The 16,820-nt window shown below is 59.2% G+C and carries 14 protein-coding genes and 1 tRNA gene; 7 read left to right on the top strand and 8 right to left on the bottom strand.

All coding sequences use genetic code 11. The features are described from left to right. Positions 1-59 precede the first annotated feature (59 nt). Complete coding sequence (locus tag HED64_RS05760) at positions 60-1,052, top strand: DNA-3-methyladenine glycosylase family protein (protein WP_168151173.1); 993 nt, start codon at positions 60-62, stop codon at positions 1,050-1,052. A gap of 10 nt (positions 1,053-1,062) precedes the next feature. Here HED64_RS05760 and HED64_RS05755 read toward each other — a convergent pair whose 3' ends face one another. After that, positions 1,063-1,434, bottom strand: coding sequence for a thioredoxin family protein (locus HED64_RS05755; RefSeq protein ID WP_132358782.1), 372 nt, complete (start codon positions 1,432-1,434; stop codon positions 1,063-1,065). 340 nt (positions 1,435-1,774) lie between these two features. Here HED64_RS05755 and HED64_RS05750 point away from each other — a divergent pair, with 340 nt between their 5' ends. Continuing rightward, positions 1,775-2,188, top strand: coding sequence for a hypothetical protein (locus tag HED64_RS05750; protein WP_168151172.1), 414 nt, complete (start codon positions 1,775-1,777; stop codon positions 2,186-2,188). A gap of 145 nt (positions 2,189-2,333) precedes the next feature. On the opposite strand, the gene HED64_RS05745 is transcribed toward HED64_RS05750, so the two are convergent. Continuing rightward, a tRNA-Tyr gene (locus tag HED64_RS05745) sits at positions 2,334-2,415 on the bottom strand. A gap of 159 nt (positions 2,416-2,574) precedes the next feature. Here HED64_RS05745 and HED64_RS05740 point away from each other — a divergent pair. After that, entirely contained in the window at positions 2,575-3,063 is a 489-nt protein-coding gene (locus HED64_RS05740) for a YajQ family cyclic di-GMP-binding protein (RefSeq protein ID WP_132358786.1), read from the top strand. Between the two features lie 254 nt (positions 3,064-3,317). On the opposite strand, the gene efeB is transcribed toward HED64_RS05740, so the two are convergent. The 5 genes from efeB to HED64_RS05715 form a co-directional block, all read right to left on the bottom strand. Then, entirely contained in the window at positions 3,318-4,607 is a 1,290-nt protein-coding gene (gene efeB / locus HED64_RS05735; RefSeq protein WP_425351780.1) for an iron uptake transporter deferrochelatase/peroxidase subunit, read from the bottom strand. Positions 4,608-4,622: 15 nt separating this feature from the next. Beyond that, positions 4,623-5,771, bottom strand: a complete 1,149-nt coding sequence (gene efeO, locus HED64_RS05730; protein WP_168151170.1) for an iron uptake system protein EfeO — start codon at positions 5,769-5,771, stop codon at positions 4,623-4,625. Between the two features lie 32 nt (positions 5,772-5,803). Next, positions 5,804-6,655 carry an iron uptake transporter permease EfeU gene (efeU, locus tag HED64_RS05725; RefSeq protein WP_168151169.1) on the bottom strand — a complete coding sequence of 284 codons (852 nt, stop codon included), beginning with the start codon at positions 6,653-6,655 and terminating at the stop codon, positions 5,804-5,806. 506 nt (positions 6,656-7,161) lie between these two features. After that, positions 7,162-8,034 carry a zinc metalloprotease HtpX gene (gene htpX / locus HED64_RS05720; protein WP_168151168.1) on the bottom strand — a complete coding sequence of 291 codons (873 nt, stop codon included), beginning with the start codon at positions 8,032-8,034 and terminating at the stop codon, positions 7,162-7,164. 110 nt (positions 8,035-8,144) lie between these two features. After that, complete coding sequence (locus HED64_RS05715; protein ID WP_168151167.1) at positions 8,145-9,425, bottom strand: MFS transporter; 1,281 nt, start codon at positions 9,423-9,425, stop codon at positions 8,145-8,147. A 69-nt stretch (positions 9,426-9,494) separates the two neighbouring features. Here HED64_RS05715 and HED64_RS05710 point away from each other — a divergent pair, with 69 nt between their 5' ends. Next, a complete protein-coding gene (locus HED64_RS05710; protein WP_168151166.1) occupies positions 9,495-9,923 on the top strand; it encodes a Fur family transcriptional regulator in 429 nt (142 codons plus the stop codon). Between the two features lie 57 nt (positions 9,924-9,980). Then, complete coding sequence (locus HED64_RS05705) at positions 9,981-11,477, top strand: catalase (RefSeq protein WP_168151165.1); 1,497 nt, start codon at positions 9,981-9,983, stop codon at positions 11,475-11,477. A gap of 174 nt (positions 11,478-11,651) precedes the next feature. Here the strand turns inward: HED64_RS05705 and HED64_RS05700 are convergent, their stop codons facing one another. Next, positions 11,652-13,049 carry an FAD-dependent oxidoreductase gene (locus tag HED64_RS05700; RefSeq protein WP_168151164.1) on the bottom strand — a complete coding sequence of 466 codons (1,398 nt, stop codon included), beginning with the start codon at positions 13,047-13,049 and terminating at the stop codon, positions 11,652-11,654. Positions 13,050-13,383: 334 nt separating this feature from the next. Between HED64_RS05700 and rarD the strand changes: the two genes are divergently transcribed. Then, entirely contained in the window at positions 13,384-14,334 is a 951-nt protein-coding gene (gene rarD / locus HED64_RS05695; protein ID WP_168151163.1) for an EamA family transporter RarD, read from the top strand. Positions 14,335-14,606: 272 nt separating this feature from the next. After that, entirely contained in the window at positions 14,607-16,787 is a 2,181-nt protein-coding gene (gene helR, locus HED64_RS05690; RefSeq protein WP_168151162.1) for an RNA polymerase recycling motor ATPase HelR, read from the top strand. Positions 16,788-16,820 lie beyond the last annotated feature (33 nt).

The following is a 16,820-nucleotide window of genomic DNA, read 5'->3' as shown; positions in this document are numbered from 1 at the left end:
GCCGTTCGTAGTGAATCTTCATGCGTTGGAATTGCCCGCCTCGGTGAGAGTATGGAGCCATGAATGACGCACCGCATCCCTCTGAGGCCAGCGCCGAGGCGCAGGCTTCATGGAAGCCAGCTGCTGCCTACTCTTTACGCCAAACCCTGGGAATTCTGCAGCGTGGGGCCGGCGATCCCACGGTCCAACTCCATGATTCCAGCGCGTGGTTGTGCTTCCATACCACTGGTGGACCCGCAAGCGTTCTGGTGCGCAGGGTCCCGGAAGCAGGGGCCGGATTCACGATCTCCGCTTGGGGTGAAGGCGCCGGCCACGCGGTTGAGCGCGGTTTGCATTTGCTCGGTGCGTACGACGATTGGGAAGAATTCGACGTGGCAGAAAACCGGGAGGCTTTGCACCCGATCGTGGCCCAGAGCCGGAAATTTAATCCCGGGCTGCGGTTTCCCTCCACCGGACGCGTTTTTGATGCCTTGCTCCCGGCCATCCTTGAGCAAAAGGTCACGGTCCTCGAGGCGCATTTCGCATGGCGCTATATTTGCCGTGCCGTTGGCGAGATCCCTCCGGGGCCCACTCCAGAACTGATGCGTCTGCCGCCGACGCCCGCGGCGATCAGATCCCTGCAGCCGTGGCAATGGCACCAGGCGCGCGTTGATGCTCAACGTTCGTCCACCGCCGTTCGGGCTGCGGGCGCCGCAGCCAGCCTTGAACGCTGGGCCCTACTGGAGCTGGGCGCCAAGCGGGAGAACGTGATGGGAGCCGGGACCCTACAGGCCGCACTGGCATCGATACCGGGAGTTGGTCCCTGGAGCATCGCGGAGGTCTTGCAGCGCACCCATGGTTCACCGGACCATATATCGGTGGGCGACTTCCATTTGGCCGCATTTGTTGGTCAGGTACTCACCGGCAGGAGAGTTGACGATGCAGGGATGTTAGCTCTGCTTCAACCCTTTGCTGGGCATCGACAGCGCGTCATCCGCCTGATTGGGTTATCCGGTCAACGCAAACAGGCCTTTGGCCCGAGGTTGGCACCGATGGATCACCGACGCCGATAAAGCACAGAAGCTACTGGGCTTGAGCTTCTTGCTGCGCGATCTGCGCATGGACCTGCTGCATATCGATACCCTTGACCGCCACGACGAGGTCATCAAGTTGCGCCGCGTTCATGGCACCGGGCTGGGAGAAGACCAGCACCTTGTCCCTGAAGGCCATGAGCGTGGGAATCGAAGTGATGTTTGCCGAGCGTGCCAATCCCTGTTCCGCCTCGGTATCAACCTTTGCGAATGTCACCTCAGGGAATTTTTCCGAAGTTTTATCGTAGACCGGTGCAAATTGGCGGCAGGGTCCACACCACGCAGCCCAGAAATCCACGAAGACAATGTCATTTTCTTCCAACGTCGTCGTGAACTCAGACTCGGTGATATTGATAGTAGCCATAGTCCTACGGTACCGCGTGAAGCGGGACTCGCCCCATCCAGTACTCATTATTCGACCCTTCGGGGCATATTCGGGCCCAGTTTCCGCTCGCCCGCGGGCGGTTATCCACAGATTGATTACTCCGTCCCCACAAGTGCCCTCGCAACCGTATCCTCAGGATCAGGACGAACTGATAACGAGGAGGAAAACGGTCATCAATGGTGCTGGCGAATCCTGCATCATTCGCGGTTCTACGGAGCACCACACAAGTCGAGGCGGAACCAAAGATTTGCGATGCCAGTCGAGGAGAAAGGAAGCAACCGGTACGTGGCCGTGTGGGCGACCGACGGTTGATACAAAAATGACACGTTGCACCTTGTTGTTGATCACCAGCGGGCAGTCCGGTCGTAAGGCGCTTTCTGAGGGCATGCTGCTGGCAGAGCAATATGTTGATGGGCTGCCGATGGATCTGGAGATCCTTGAATCTACTCCATTCGCGTTGGCCCCTGCGGTGCGCATTCAAGAGCGGGTGTCGTTCCCGGTTCCATTGGAAGACCCCTCCGCCGCTGCCACTGCCGTTGGTCCCTTACAAGCCATCTGGAACGGCAATCGATGGCTAACCCCAGGGTCGTGTCCCCCAAAGCCACTGAGGGACAACGGCGCCACCGAGTGGCAGTGGGCTCACTACAAGGCTGTGTTGGACGCGCCAGCGGAATCCATCATGCTGCTGTGGGACATCTATGTGGTCCCGATGAGCGAGCAGCTTGCAGCGTAAAAGTTTTGCAAAAAAATCGTTTCACCATGAGCGAACAGGCGACCATCAAGATTTAAAGCGCCCACCACCTGCGACGATGCGTTTGGGCATGAAAAAAGCTCGTGTTCAAATCTTTTGGATTTGAACACGAGCTTCGTTCATTCGGTGGCAGATACTGGATTCGAACCAGTGAAGGCGTTGCCAGCTGATTTACAGTCAGCCCCCTTTGGCCGCTCGGGTAATCTGCCGAATGTTCCCTGCGGAACGAGTAGAAACTCTACATGACTATTTCCCGAGTTGGCAAATCGAGAGTTCGTGCGTGGGCGAAATGCCGGATTTTCGGGCTTTTGTGGCACCCCGGTACGCTTGTAGGCAAAGACCAAATTCTCTACACGTAGGAGGCTCACATGGCGAGCGATTCAACTTTTGATGTTGTCAGCAAGGTTGACAGCCAGGAAGTGTCCAATGCGATGAACCAAGCGCAGAAGGAAATTGTCCAGCGTTACGACTTCAAGGGCATCGGCGCCGAGATCGATTTCAGCGGCGAGAAGATTCTAATGAAGGCGAACTCCGAGGAACGCGTCAAGGCAGTTCTCGACGTTTTCCAGTCGAAGCTGGTCAAGCGAAACATCTCGTTGAAGTCGCTAGAAGCCGGCGATCCTTTCCCTTCGGGCAAGGAATACCGCATTGAAGCGGAAATCGTTGAGGGCATCGCCCAGGACGTGGCGAAGAAGATCAACAAGTTGATCCGCGACGAAGCACCCAAGGGCGTGAAGTCCACCATTCAGGGTGACGAACTGCGCGTGTCATCGAAGTCCCGCGACGATCTTCAGACCACCATGAATCTGTTGCGGTCCTTTGAAGAAGCAGACCTTCAGTTTGTGAACTTCCGCTAAACAAAAACGGTCCACGCACGAAGGCTCCGGCACGCTGAGATGCGCCGGAGCCTTCGTGCGTTTCAACCTTCACGAGATAATTGGTGATCTTCCTCACGGTTTCGGCGCCATGCGAATACAACTGAGCATCGAGTTGATCAAGAACGCGCTAGAATTTTGCGCACAGCGTTGCACAACGGGAGCTTGGTGTCGGTCACCTCGTCGGTGAAAACACACATCCAGTGGCGCGAAAGCTGCACCTCACCGTCGACGAGTTACGCGTCGAAGAGCGCCTGCCCCAGATACTGCCCTGGTTGAACGCCCGCAGGAATCGCGAAAAGTCCCGACCCAGTGTGCCGCAGGTACTCCGCCAACAGGTCGTTTTTGGCCATGGCTGACTGCATGGGGACATAGTGTGTTCTCGCATCGACTACGAAGGCAATAAAGAACAATCCCGCATCGAGCCGGCCCAGTCCGTCGGAACCGTCGGTGTAGTTGAACCCCCGCCGCAACATCTGCACACCGTTGTTCTTGGTGGGGTGCGCCATCGCGACATGCGAATCCACCGCAACCAGCGGCCCCTCGCGGCCCTGCAAATTGAAATCAGGCTCGGTGAACTCCTCACCACCCGAGAGCGGTGCACCCTCTTTCTTGGTGCGCCCGATGATATTTTCTTGGTCACGCATCGTCGACCTGTCCCAGGTCTCGATGTGCATGCGAATACGGCGAGCCACCATGTAGGTCCCACCATTCATCCACGTCTCGACGCCGGTGCCACCACGGACCCAAACGTGCTCATTGAGCAGGTCATTGTCCTCCAACTTGAGGTTTGCCGTACCATCCTTAAACCCAAAGAGGTTCCTCGGGGTGGCCTGGGTCGTGGAGGTAGAGGACGTGCGTCCGAAGCCGATCTGCGACCAACGGACCCGGGCTCGACCGAAGGCAATACGTGCCAGATTGCGGACCGCATGAACTGCCACCTGAGGATCGTCGGCACAGGCCTGAACGATCAAATCTCCCCCGCTGCGGGCGTCTTCCAACGCATCGGCAGAAAAATGCGGCAGTTCAATCAATGCCTCAGGCAAATGCTTGGACAGGTTGTATCTGTCCACACCGTCTAGCGTAAAGAGCGTCCGCCCGAAACCTATGGTGACCGTCAGGTGGCTGGCCTCCAGACCCAGTGCTTCCCCGGTGTCGTCCGGAGGCGAGTCATAGTTGCCGCCGGTGGCACCATCGCCGATCTCCGCGCCGCGGGTCAACGACTCGATGGCTTCGGTCCAGTCCTTGAGCAGGGATATCAGTGACTCCCTTGTGCTCGCGGTGACGTCGAATGCCGCAATGTGCATTCTGTCCTGGGCCTCGGTGGCGATCCCCGCTTGGTGTTCTCCGTAAAAGGGAACCACCGTGTCCGGGCTCTTGGGTGCCACCGCCGCATTCACTGCGCTGGTTCCCAAGGCACCAACAGCTAGGCCGATTCCGCCCGCACCGGCGGCAGTGAATAGCCCTCTTCTACTAATGCCAGTTGATTGTCGTGCGGTGTCGTCCGCGGTGGTTCTACCCATCATCGATTCCTTCGAGTGCTACTTAACTACCGCTGCGGTCAGCTTGGACAGTGGCTCGCTCAAGGCATCTACGGCCGCGCTGAGTTCCTGAATCTGAGCCTCGGTCAGCTCGGTGTAAAGCACAAAGCCGTCGCCCTTCTTGTACTGGTCCAGTAATCCCTGCAGGGTTGCGAAATTGGTTTCCAGTGCCTGATCCAGCTCGGAGTCGTTTTCCGTCAATAGCGGTTTGAGGTCCTCGTAGGCAATACGAGCACCATCGACATTGGCTTGGAAATCCCACAGGTCGGTGTGGGAGAAGGCTTCTTCCTCGCCGGTCACCTTTCCGGTGGCCACCTCGTCGAGGAGCTCCTTGGCACCGTTGGACAGCTTGTCGGCGGTGTAGGTCAGCTCCTGGGTCCGGCTGTGCAATTCAGCGGTATTGGCGACCATCTTGTCCGCGATCTTTTGTCGCTGAGCCTGCGTCATAGCGGTGTACCCCTTTGGTGCCCAGAGATCCTTTTCCGCGCGGTGCCAACCGGTGAAGTCGTCGCCCTTTTCAAGGTCGGCTTCTCGGGCATCAAGGATCGGATCAAGGTCACCGAAGGATTCGGCAACGGGCTCAATGCGTTCCCAGTGCATGCGAACTGCGGGGTACAACTCCTTCGCCTTTTTGACGTCACCTGCTGCAAAGGCGGTGGCGAACTCGGTGGTGCCTTCGACGAGCTGCTGTGTCTGGTCCTTAACATAGGCCGAGTACAAGTTCACAGCAGTTTCTTGCAGTGCCGCACGATCAGCGTTAACGCTCTGCCCGGCAGGTGCTGCCGTCACCGCGAAGGCAGCCCGGATGCCGTCGCCGACCATTCCCGGCTTGCAGGCCGTGAAGTAGTTCCCTTCCGGTGCAATGACTACGAGGTCACGGCTTAGGCCCGGCCCGACGTTCTCCACTTCACCCACAATCCGCAGACCGTCGTCGGCCAGCAGGTAGAACTCCGTCACCTTGTCGCTACCGTTGGTGACACTGAAGTTCAGCGTTCCGCCAGGTGCCGAAGTGGTCGAGACTTCGCAGGCGTCACTGGTGCTGTTGACCCTGATGGTGCCATCGGCCGATGCGTTATTGTCGGTGCAACCGGTGAGCAGCAGCGCTGCAGCGGCCAGGGCAGCAGCGGGTGCGAGAATACGAGTTTTCATGAAGGGTTTTTCCTTGCAGAGTGATCAGGGTCTTAGGCGCCAGCGGCGGACGGCACGGCAGCGGTGGGCCGCCGGCCGCGTGTGCCTTTGCGAACGCGTCGGAAGTAAAGGAATAAGACAGGAATGACGTAAAGCACCCATACGACCGCTTCGAGCCATGTCGTGGCGGGAGAGAAGTTGAAGACACCCTTGAGAATCGTTGCAACCCATCCGCTGGGTTCGATGACATGGGAAATATCGAAGGCCAGGTGGTGCAGTCCGGGCAGGACCCTGGCTTCTTGGAGATCGTGTACACCATAGGCGAGAACGCCACCGGCAACGATGACCAAGGCTGCCCCCGTCCACGTGAAGAACTTGGAGAGGTTAATTTTCAGCACGCCTCGGTGAAGTAACGCCCCCAGCCCCACGGCCACCAGGATGCCGAGGAAGGCCCCCACCAGCGGCTGCCAGGTTTCTCCCGTAGCTCTGGCGGCTGCCCAAATGAAGAGCGCGGTCTCAAGGCCCTCGCGCCCCACAGCCAAGGCCGCCACCAGCACCAATCCCCAAGCGCTGCCATCGGCGGTCTTGTCTATTTGCTGATGAAGGTCTGAGCTCAGTGACTTTGACGCTTTTGCCATCCAGAAGACCATCCAGGTGACAAAGCCAACCGCAATAATCGAAAGGCCACCGCCAATGAATTCTTGAGCTTCAAATGTCAGCCCACGTGGGCCGAAGGTCAAAAGGGCCCCGAACCCAAGGGAAATCAGGACGGCCAGGGATATTCCGGCCCAGACTCGTGGGAGGAGGTGACTACGACCGCTCTTCTTCAAGTAGGCAAGAAGCAACACCACGATCAGGACCGCTTCGAGTCCTTCGCGCAAGCCAATCAGGAAATTTCCGGTCATCGTTACCTTCAAATGTGGCCCGCATCGAGAACAACAAATTGTTCGGCTCGAGTAAGGCTGGGCTTCAGTCAATACGCAAACTGAAGTTGCGCATTCTCAGAGTAAACGCTGAGGCTAACCTAAACAAAACGCTTCACGGGAGGTAGTTGCGAGCTTTTTCTCGCTTCCGTGCACCCAACGACCATTGGCCTCACACCTCACTCATGTAAGCGCAGGTCAGATCGATTCGTCCACGTTTTTAGTGCGGGCACAATACTTCCTGGGCAAGTCGTATTGTTTCGAACCAATCCGTGGCGCACACCTAACCGCGCCTGTGGCTACCCCGCGGCTTCTCGCAATGGGTGGACGGCAGCCCAACGCTGCTCGGTAGTCAACTGCCGTCGTTGTGGCATGAAAAACTCCCCGAAATTATGGTTCTGAATTGTTCAGTCCAACTCTCGGGGAGCAGTGCATTCATTCAATTTTTACGGGGCCGCCCTCTATTTGTGTTCGGCCCCTAGCGCCCATCAGTAGCCGAGGGACTGGCCAGCCATCTTCTCCAACCGAGCGACGCGGTCGTCCATCGGCGGGTGGGTTGCGAAGAGTTTCTTGGCTCCTCCGGCGAAAGGGTTGGCAATCATCAGGTGCGAGGTGTTGACCAAGCGCTGGTCATCACTGGGCAGCGGAGCACGTTGCACGCCGCTCTCCAGCTTGCGCAGCGCTGACGCCAAAGCCAGCGGGTCATTAGTCAATTTGGCGCCATCTTCGTCCGCGTCGTACTCGCGCGTGCGGCTGATAGCCATTTGGATCACGGTGGATGCCAACGGCGCCAATAACGACATGGCGATCAACGCCAGTGGATTGACGTTGCGGCGGTCTCCTCCGCCAAAGAAGAGCAGGAATTGTGCGAGCGCGGTGATGACACCGGCAACGGCGGCCGCGACCGAGGACGTCAGGATGTCGCGGTTATAAACGTGCATCAGCTCGTGGCCCAGGACCCCGCGCAATTCACGTTCATTAAGCAATCCTAAGATTCCTTCAGTGCAACACACAGCCGCATTCTGCGGATTACGTCCGGTGGCAAAGGCATTCGGGGCCATGGTTGGCGAGACGTATAACCGCGGCATCGGTTCCTGGGCTGTCATCGATAGTTCGCGCACGATCCGATACATGGCAGGTTGCTCCGCTTCGGTGACCGGGTAGGCCTGCATCGAGCGGATAGCAAGCTTGTCACTATTCCAGTAACCGTAGGCCGTAGTCGCGACACCGATCAGCGCGAAGATCCAGATGAAGCTGCTGCTTCCCGTTCCGGATGCCAGCAGAGCACCAATGGCCAGCAGCAGAGCGAACATGCCGCCAAGCAATCCCGCGGTCTTCAGGCCGTTGTTGTGAGTGTGCACCGTCAGTTCTCTCCTCGATGTACGGTCCGGGAAGGTTCCGGAGCGTTGGTTTCTTCCAGTTTACTTAACGTCCCTGAGTGCGGCCTTTGTTCCCCCAGTGTCTTGGGACATTAGGGGCTGGGGCGCCGGGAGTCATAACGCAAGAAACCTGGTTCCCAGCGCATCAGTGCGCTTGCTGCCACAATGCAGGCCAGGCCGCCAAAGACTAGCGTCCACCCTTCGCCGATTCCCCCGGCGACACCACCGGAGAGCATTTCACCTAGCCGTGGCCCACCGGCGACCACCACGATGAACACGCCTTGGAGGCGCCCTCGCAGATGATCGGGGGTTGCGGATTGCAAAATGGTGGTTCGGAAAACTGACGAAACGGCGTCCGCCACACCAGCCAGAGCCATGCACGCGGCTGCCGGCCATATCCAGCCTCCGATCGATCCGTCCGAAGGGACCGGGCTGCGTGATGAGAGCACCACAACAACACCGAAGAGACCAATACTGGCTCCCCATAAACACACGCAGATAAACACCGCCAGGCCTTGGCGGTGAATCCGTCCGACGGGCCCGGAAAACATTCCCGCGAGGAAGGCACCCATCGCTGTGGCCGCCAAAAGCAGCCCCATGGTGAGTTCACCGCCACCAATGAGCACCGCACCAATGGCAGGTAGAAGTGCTCTGGGCGCGGCTAAGACCATGGCGGCGATGTCGATCAGGAAGGTCATCCGCACGTTGGGTTGGGTGCCGAGGAACTTAAAACCCTCGATGACCGATCGCAGGCCAGCCTTGGCAGGCGTTCCTTCCGGGGGAAGCGAGGGCAATTTGTAGACGGACCACACCGCCGCGGCATAGGTGAGCACATCGATGGTGTAGGTCCAGCCAAATCCGAGCTGAGCGACCAAAAGCCCGCCAAGCAGCGGACCAATCATCTGGGAGATGCCGAAGGTGACCATGTTGAGCGAGTTGGCCGCGGGCAGATTCTTGAGTCCCACAATTGCGGGGATGATGGCACCGCGGGCGGGCTGGTTGATCCCACCGGCAGCGGAGTGGATGGCCACCAGACCGTAGAGCAGCCACACGTTGTCCACGCCCAGCCATGCTTGCGCGGCGATGGCTGCGGTGGCAGTCCATAATACGAGGGCTGAAGTTAGCGCCACCTTGCGGCGATCATAGGCATCGGCGATAGCGCCGCCATATAGTCCAGCCAGCACCAGCGGTACCAGGGCGAAAGCTCCCAGTAGTCCAACGTAGAGGCTGGACCCAGTCAACGCGTAGACCTCGAGGCTGACAGCAACAAGAGTTAGTTGGCCGCCAACCGCCGACAGTGCGTTGCCGATCCATAATCTCTTGAAGGCAGGGCTTTCGCGCAAAGGGGTCAGGTCAGCAAGGAGTCGGGCCACGTGTCGAGTCTAGCGACTCTGGACAGCTTGCAGCTTCTTATCTTGACAGATTCAAATTAAGAGGGTGGAATGGATCACATGGACTATTCGGCTCAGATGCGCGATCTCGGACTGCGGGTTACCCGCGGCCGCCTTGCCGTGCTCGATGCCTTGGAAAGCCACCCGCATTCCTCTGCGGAGAGAGTTGTCATCGCCGTCCACCAGACGTTGCCGGAAGTTTCCATTCAGTCCGTCTACAACGTGCTTAATGATTTGACCGAGCAAGGCATGTTGCGCCGCTTCACTCCCCCATATTCCGCGGCACTCTATGAGACACGCGTTAATGACAATCACCATCACGCCTTGTGCACCAGCTGCGGCCGCATCGAAGACGTCGAATGCGCGGTGGGCCACGCCCCCTGCCTGACACCGTCGAACAGCCACGGCATGGAAATCCAGCTTGCCGATGTCCTCTACCAGGGCATCTGCGAAGACTGCAGGAAAACCGATGCGGCCTAGCGGCCCGCCGGTGAACCGGCAGAAGAGTTACCAACCCACAGGAAGAAGGAGAATCTCTTGAGCGAGAACTTCACCACCACACAGAGCGGTGCCCCCGTTGCCAGCGATGAACATTCACTGACCTCCGGCCCAGACGGCATCACAGCCCTCCACGATCGTTACCTCGTTGAGAAGCTGGCCTCGTTCAACCGCGAGCGTGTGCCGGAGCGCAACCCGCATGCCAAGGGCGGCGGAGCATTCGGTGAGCTCGTTATCACCGAAGACGTTTCGAAGTACACCCGTGCCGCAGTCTTCCAGCCCGGCGCGACCTCCGAGACGCTGCTGCGTTTCTCCTCGGTTGCCGGCGAGCAGGGTTCCCCTGACACCTGGCGCGACGTGCGTGGCTTCGCACTTCGCTTCTACACCACCGAAGGCAATTACGACATCGTCGGCAACAACACCCCGGTGTTCTTCATCCGCGACGGGATCAAGTTCCCGGACTTCATCCACTCGCAGAAGCGCCTTGGCGCTTCTGGCCTGCGCGATGCAGACATGCAGTGGGACTTCTGGACTCACTCCCCCGAGTCGGCACACCAGGTGACCTACCTGATGGGCGACCGTGGCCTGCCGACCTCCTGGCGCGAGATGAACGGCTACGGCTCGCACACCTACCAGTGGATCAACGCCGAGGGCGAGCGCTTCTGGGTGCAGTACCACTTCCGCTCCCGTCAGGGCGTGCACAACATGTCTAACGAAGAGGCCGAGAAGCTTGCTGGCTCTGACGCCGACTTCTACCGCCGCGACCTATTCGACAATATCGCCGCAGGCAACTTCCCGACTTGGGATGTTGCGGTTCAGATCATGCCGTACGAAGAAGGCAAGACCTACCGCTTCAACCCGTTCGACATCACCAAGACTTGGTCGCACAAGGATTACCCATTGATCCCGGTCGGCCACTTCACGTTGAACCGCAACCCGCAGAACTTCTTCGCCGAGATCGAGCAGGCAGCCTTCTCGCCGTCGAACCTGGTTCCGGGCATCGACATCAGCCCCGACAAGATGCTGATGGCCCGCGTGTTCTCCTACCCGGATGCCCAGCGCAACCGCATTGGCACCAACTACAACCAGCTGCCGGTCAACCAGCCGCATGCATCCAAGGTCAACACCTACATGCACGAAGGTGCCATGCAGTACACCTTCAACGCCCCCGAGGCCCGCGTATACACCCCGAACTCCTTCGGCGGCCCGGCAGCACAGCCGGAACGCGCAGGCGAGGGTAGCTGGGAAACCGACGGCGAGCTCGTTCGCGCCGCACAGACCTTGCGCTCCGAGGACGACGACTTCGGCCAGGCAGGAACGCTGTACCGTGAGGTCTTCAGCGCCGAGTCCAAGGAACGCTTCCACGCCAACCTGCTGGGCCAGTGCAACGGCATCACCATTGATTCCATCCGCGAAGGCTTCTTCCAGTACTGGACGAACGTCGATGCGAACCTCGGCCAGATCTTGCGCGACGGCTACGCGGCCGGCGTTGCGGGTTCAACCGACGGCGCTTCTGAAATGGCGGGCAAAGCCTAAACATCTGGCTGTTGCCACTAGCTGCTAAAAACCATGAGGTCCGATTCCCCGAAGGGAACCGGACCTCATGGTTTTGCTGGCACATTTCGCCTGGCTGACCGATCAGCCCTAAACAAAGACAAGGACCCGCAGTTTCCGCTACTTCGGAAAATACGAGCCCTTGCCACCTACAGCTTAGCCGCGTGAGATCTGAACCATTTCATCCCGGTCAACAATTTTGATGCGGGCCCGATCAACCGGACCCACAGACGTCTGCGTGGGGGACGCTGCCGTACCCAGTGAAATCTCGTGGGCATCAAGCTTCTTCCAGCCATCCCACGTCGTGTATTCAATACCGCGGGACTCCAGCAATTCGATGATCGCTTCTTCGCCGGGGCGGCTGGCCACCGGCAGTGAGAGTCGATCTTCCAGCAGATTCCCAATCGTCTCCAACGCGTCACCCTTGGTGTGGCCAATCAAACCGACCGGACCACGCTTGATCCAACCGGTGGTGTAGAGCCCTGGAATATGCGCGCCGTCTGCGTCCAGGACGCGGCCACCCTCGTTGGGGACAACACCCCGCTTTTCATTAAATTCGAGCTCAGCCAGTTCAGAACCGTGGTAGCCAATGGCTCGGTACACCGCTTGGACCGGGTAGTCGACAATTTCGCCGGTTCCCCGCACGTTGCCGGAGCCGTCTAGTTCTTGGCGCTCAAACTTGATGCCGGAGACCTTTCCGTCTTCGCCAACTATTTCAATGGGCGAATGAAGGAAGTGCAGGTGCAGTCGTCGCGAGGCGCCGGTATCTTGCTCCTCAACAATCCAATTGGTCAGGGTGTTGACCATGGTCTTGACCTGGTTATTTGACTTGATTAATGCATCCGAAGCCTCATCGAACTCGAAGTCTTCCGGGTAGAGGACGATGTCAACATCGCGGCTGTGGCTCAGTTCGCGCAATTCCAACGGTGTGAACTTCACCTGTGCCGGTCCACGGCGTCCAAAAATGTGAACATCCGTGACCGGTGAATTCTTCAAGCCCTCAAAGACATTCTCGGGGATTTCCGTCACGAGGAGGTCCTCGGCGTGCTTCGAGAGCACACGAGCAACGTCCAAGGCCACGTTGCCGTTTCCCAGGACGGCAATTTCCTTTGCCTCAAGCGGCCAGGTCCGAGGAACGTCCGGCTGCCCGTCGTACCAAGAAACAAAATCTGCTGCGCCGTAGGAACCCTCAAGATCAATTCCAGGAATATCCATGTTCGCGTCCTTGATGGCGCCGGTGGCGAAGATGACTGCGTCATACATTCCGCGGATATCACTCAAGGTGAGGTCACGACCGTAGGTCACGTTCCCCAAGAAGCGAATGTCGCCCCGATCGAGCACCTTGTGTAGCGCGTTGACGATTCCCTTGATCCGCGGATGATCCGGGGCAACGCCATAGCGGATCAATCCGTAGGGAGCGGGGTAGGCATCGAGCAGGTCGATGCTGACCTCAAATTCACGCTCGGCCTTGGTCAGAATATCGGCAGCGTAGACGCCGGCCGGACCTGCCCCGATAATGGCGACACGGAGCGGGCGAACTGCTGAATCGGACACGAAGGGTTCCTTCCGGAGAATGTTCACAAGATCATGCAAATAGCGCACGTCAGGCTAGTCTAATTGGCCTCACTCATCAAACGTGAATCGTTGTGGGGAGTCTCACCCTAACAACAACACCGTTTTCCGCAGAGCCGGTGACTCTGGGGTCACTCCGCAACATCGAATGACTTGGATGGGGCCGGCCACCGATAGGCTTGAAGAATTGGCAATCAACGCCTGAATGCGATGCCAAATAACCATGTTACCCGCGGGCAATCCTCACGCGCTTCCATGTTCTCCATCGCGTTGGCTTATCCGGAATGGAAACCATGCAATCTCAGTTGAAGTTCTCATGACCCAAATGCCCGCCACAGCAACAGCCACGACCACCGGCAACCCCACGATCGAACGCTCGAGGGGTTTGTTGCAGGGCCTCGGAGCCTACGGTCTTTGGGGAATCCTGCCGCTGTATTTCCTGACCATCGCCGCGGCCTCCCCGCTGGAAATCGTCGCCAGCCGCATCCTCTTTTCCTTGGTCTTCTGCGCGATCTTGCTCAGCGTGAGCCGGAACTGGAACTCCTTCTTCGAACTCGGCCGTGACCGCAGGGCCATGCTCCGGCTCACGCTCGCCTCGCTACTGATCGCCGCGAATTGGCTCACGTATACGTACGCGGTACTGAACGGGCATGCGGTGGAAGCGTCATTGGGTTACTTCATCAACCCTCTTGTTTCGGTTGCCCTGGGAGTCGTCTTCCTCAAAGAGAAATTGCGGAGGCTGCAATGGGTGGCACTGGGCTTCGGCCTTGCTGCGGTCATCGCTCTGACCTTTGCCTACGGCAACGTTCCCTACATCGCCTTGGTGTTGGCCTTTTCCTTTGGCTTCTACGGATTTGTTAAGAATCGCGTGGGACGCACTGCAAGCGCGCTGACGTCGCTCAGCATGGAAACGGCAATCTTGACCATTCCCGCGTTGGGATTCATGCTCTGGCTCGTGCTCTCGAATAAGGACACGGTGCTCTCATCCGGGGCCGGTCACTTCTGGTTGCTGGCAGCCAGCGGCATTGTCACCGCGGTGCCGCTCCTGCTCTTTGGTGCTGCAGCACGTCGACTCCCCTTGACGACCTTGGGGACCCTGCAATTCTTGGCCCCCATCTTGCAATTCATCATTGGATTGACGGTCTTCAGGGAGCCCATGCCGCCAGAACGCCTCATGGGGTTCTCGCTGGTCTGGGTTGCAGTGATTTTGCTCAGCATCGACATGGCTAGAGTGCCCCGCAGGCTGGCGCCCATCAAGGTGGGCTAGTTTTTCCTCGGGCACAAACGACCCGCAAAAACCACGAGGACCGGTGCGATTCGACGAATCCCACCGGTCCTCTTCTGTCTTTTGCAAGGGTAGAGGTGGTGGGCGGTCCCGGATTATCGTGCCTAGTTCCTATCCGGGAAAAAGGGTCACCCGCGTGCTTCCGGGTGCTCCTCCATTTCCAATATAGCGCGCACTGGGGGGCTTGCCGCAAGGCCCCCCATCGGGGCCACAATGATCAGGCACAAGCCGCATCACGGGATTGGATCCACCGCATGACTCAGCGACCAACAACTGCCACCAAGCCCACCCTTACATTCCCCGAAAGCGCCTTTATCCCAGAGTTCATCGGGACCGCGAAATCTGCTCCATCATTGATTAGCGGCGACGAACAGCATTTTTCCGCCATCGCGTCGACCCTCAAACAACGACTCTCCGAACTCTCCACCGCCCTTGATCGTGCCCGAAAGGGTCCGCGAGCACATGGTCAGGAGGCACTGGAACGAGATATGGAGGTGCACCGGCTGGCCACCCGCCTGCGCACTCTGAGCCGTTTCGGGCTTGATTTATGTTTGGGCCGGATGGAGGCTGCCGACGGTACGGAACCGATCTACGTGGGTCGACTCGGGCTCACCGATGATGACGGGCGTCGCTTACTGATCGACTGGCGCTCCCCCGCCGCGGCCCCCTTCTTCGCTGCCACTCATGCTCATCCGATGGGTCTTCTCGCCCGACGCCGGTACCGCTGGTCCGCGGGACTCATTAGTGACTATTGGGACGAGGTCTTCACCGCCGATCGTCTCGAATCCAATGCTGCGCTTGATGATCAGTCGGCGTTCATCGCCAGTCTGGGAGTTAACAGGTCGAGAAAGATGCGTGATGTGGTGAGCACCATTCAGGCCGACCAGGATGCGATCATCAGGGCACCCTCGCGCGGCGCCTTGGTGGTCGACGGAGGGCCGGGCACGGGCAAAACCGTTGTGGCTCTGCACCGCGCGGCTTATTTGCTCTATTCGGATCCGCGCGTTGGTCATCATCTGGGTGGGGTACTTTTCATCGGCCCGCACCAGCCATATCTTGCCTACATTTCCGATGTCCTGCCCGGACTGGGTGAAGAAGGAGTTCGAGTCTGCACGCTCAGCGACCTCGACCCCGCCGGTGAAACCGCCGTGCCCGAAGCTGATCGAGGACTCGCAGCGCTGAAGTCCAGTGTCGAGATGGTCTCGGCGATCTCCACGGCCGTCGGTTTCTTCCAGGAGCCACCCGCGCAGAGCACCATCATCAACACCGAGTGGGCGGAACTGGAGCTCGATGCGCGTGACTGGGCCGAGGCCTTCTCCGCGCCGGAGGACGGAACTCCGCACAATGAGGCCCGGGATGCGGTCCACGAGGCACTGCTAGACATCTTGGTCGACAAACTTGATGCCGAAACGCCCATCGACATGGCCCGTGCCGCGCTGGCGACTCATCCGGAACTGAGCACCGCACTTTCGGCGGCGTGGCCACTGCTGGAACCGGCCAACATCGTCGCCGGCATGTTCACTATTCCCACATTCCTGGCCATGTGCGCACCCTGGCTGAGCGAAGCCCAGATTCGCTCGTTACAACGCAGTGACGGGCTGGCCTGGACGGATGCCGATCTTCCGCTGTTGGATGCCGCACGGCAGCGTTTGGGCGACTCGGGTGCCTCGGCACGCAGGGCTCGCCGCAGGACGGAACTAGCGGCCAGACGCCAGGAGATGGCCGCCGTCATCGAGGAAGCTATCCTTGCCGATGATTCGGAATTACTCGTCAGCTCGATGCTCCGCGGGGAGGATATGGCCGAAAAACTTGACCAGGCAGCCGATTTGCCTGAGGAAAGTGCGGATCCGTTGGCCGGTCCCTTTACGCACATCGTGGTGGATGAGGCGCAGGAGCTCAGTGATGCTCAATGGCAGATGCTGCTGCGCCGCTGCCCGTCGGGTTCCTTCACCATCGTCGGGGACCGCGCACAGGCGCGGGAGGGGTTTGACGAGTCGTGGGAAGAACGCCTCACCCGGATCGGTTTGACGCGCATCAGCGTCTCCACCTTGTCCATCAACTACCGCACCCCGGCCGAGATCATGGTTCAGGCCCGGGCCGCCATCACCGCCGAACTACCCGATGCCAACGTGCCGCAATCCATCCGCACCGGTGGTGCGCCGGTTGAACGAGGCAGTGTCGCGGATCTGTCGGTGCGCCTTGAGGCGTGGTTGGTCCAGCATCCCACGGGGCACGCGGCCGTCATTGGGCACCCGAACTTCGCGCCACGTCCGCGGGTCGCCTCGCTGACTCCGGTGTTGGCGAAGGGACTGGAATTTGATCTGGTCATTGTGGTGAACCCGCAAGACTTCGGCACGGGAATCACCGGTGCCGTCGATCGTTATGTCGCCATGACCCGCGCGACCGGAACGCTGCTGATCTTGGAGGATCACTAGGGCAGCCGGGCATGAAGATGGCGGGCGGGTTTC

This window comes from Paeniglutamicibacter terrestris, assembly GCF_012271785.1.
Classification (GTDB): Bacteria; Actinomycetota; Actinomycetes; order Actinomycetales; family Micrococcaceae; genus Paeniglutamicibacter; species Paeniglutamicibacter terrestris.
This window is presented reverse-complemented; position numbering and strand designations above follow the sequence as displayed.

What these genes read in the sequence shown, in the direction of transcription:
- HED64_RS05760 (WP_168151173.1), top strand. Translation starts at nt 60, where the DNA reads ATGAATGACGCACCGCATCCCTCTGAGGCCAGCGCCGAGGCGCAGGCT.
- HED64_RS05755 (WP_132358782.1), bottom strand. Translation starts at nt 1,434, where the DNA reads ATGGCTACTATCAATATCACCGAGTCTGAGTTCACGACGACGTTGGAA.
- HED64_RS05750 (WP_168151172.1), top strand. Translation starts at nt 1,775, where the DNA reads ATGACACGTTGCACCTTGTTGTTGATCACCAGCGGGCAGTCCGGTCGT.
- HED64_RS05740 (WP_132358786.1), top strand. Translation starts at nt 2,575, where the DNA reads ATGGCGAGCGATTCAACTTTTGATGTTGTCAGCAAGGTTGACAGCCAG.
- efeB (WP_425351780.1), bottom strand. Translation starts at nt 4,607, where the DNA reads ATGATGGGTAGAACCACCGCGGACGACACCGCACGACAATCAACTGGC.
- efeO (WP_168151170.1), bottom strand. Translation starts at nt 5,771, where the DNA reads ATGAAAACTCGTATTCTCGCACCCGCTGCTGCCCTGGCCGCTGCAGCG.
- efeU (WP_168151169.1), bottom strand. Translation starts at nt 6,655, where the DNA reads ATGACCGGAAATTTCCTGATTGGCTTGCGCGAAGGACTCGAAGCGGTC.
- HED64_RS05710 (WP_168151166.1), top strand. Translation starts at nt 9,495, where the DNA reads ATGGATCACATGGACTATTCGGCTCAGATGCGCGATCTCGGACTGCGG.
- rarD (WP_168151163.1), top strand. Translation starts at nt 13,384, where the DNA reads ATGACCCAAATGCCCGCCACAGCAACAGCCACGACCACCGGCAACCCC.
- helR (WP_168151162.1), top strand. Translation starts at nt 14,607, where the DNA reads ATGACTCAGCGACCAACAACTGCCACCAAGCCCACCCTTACATTCCCC.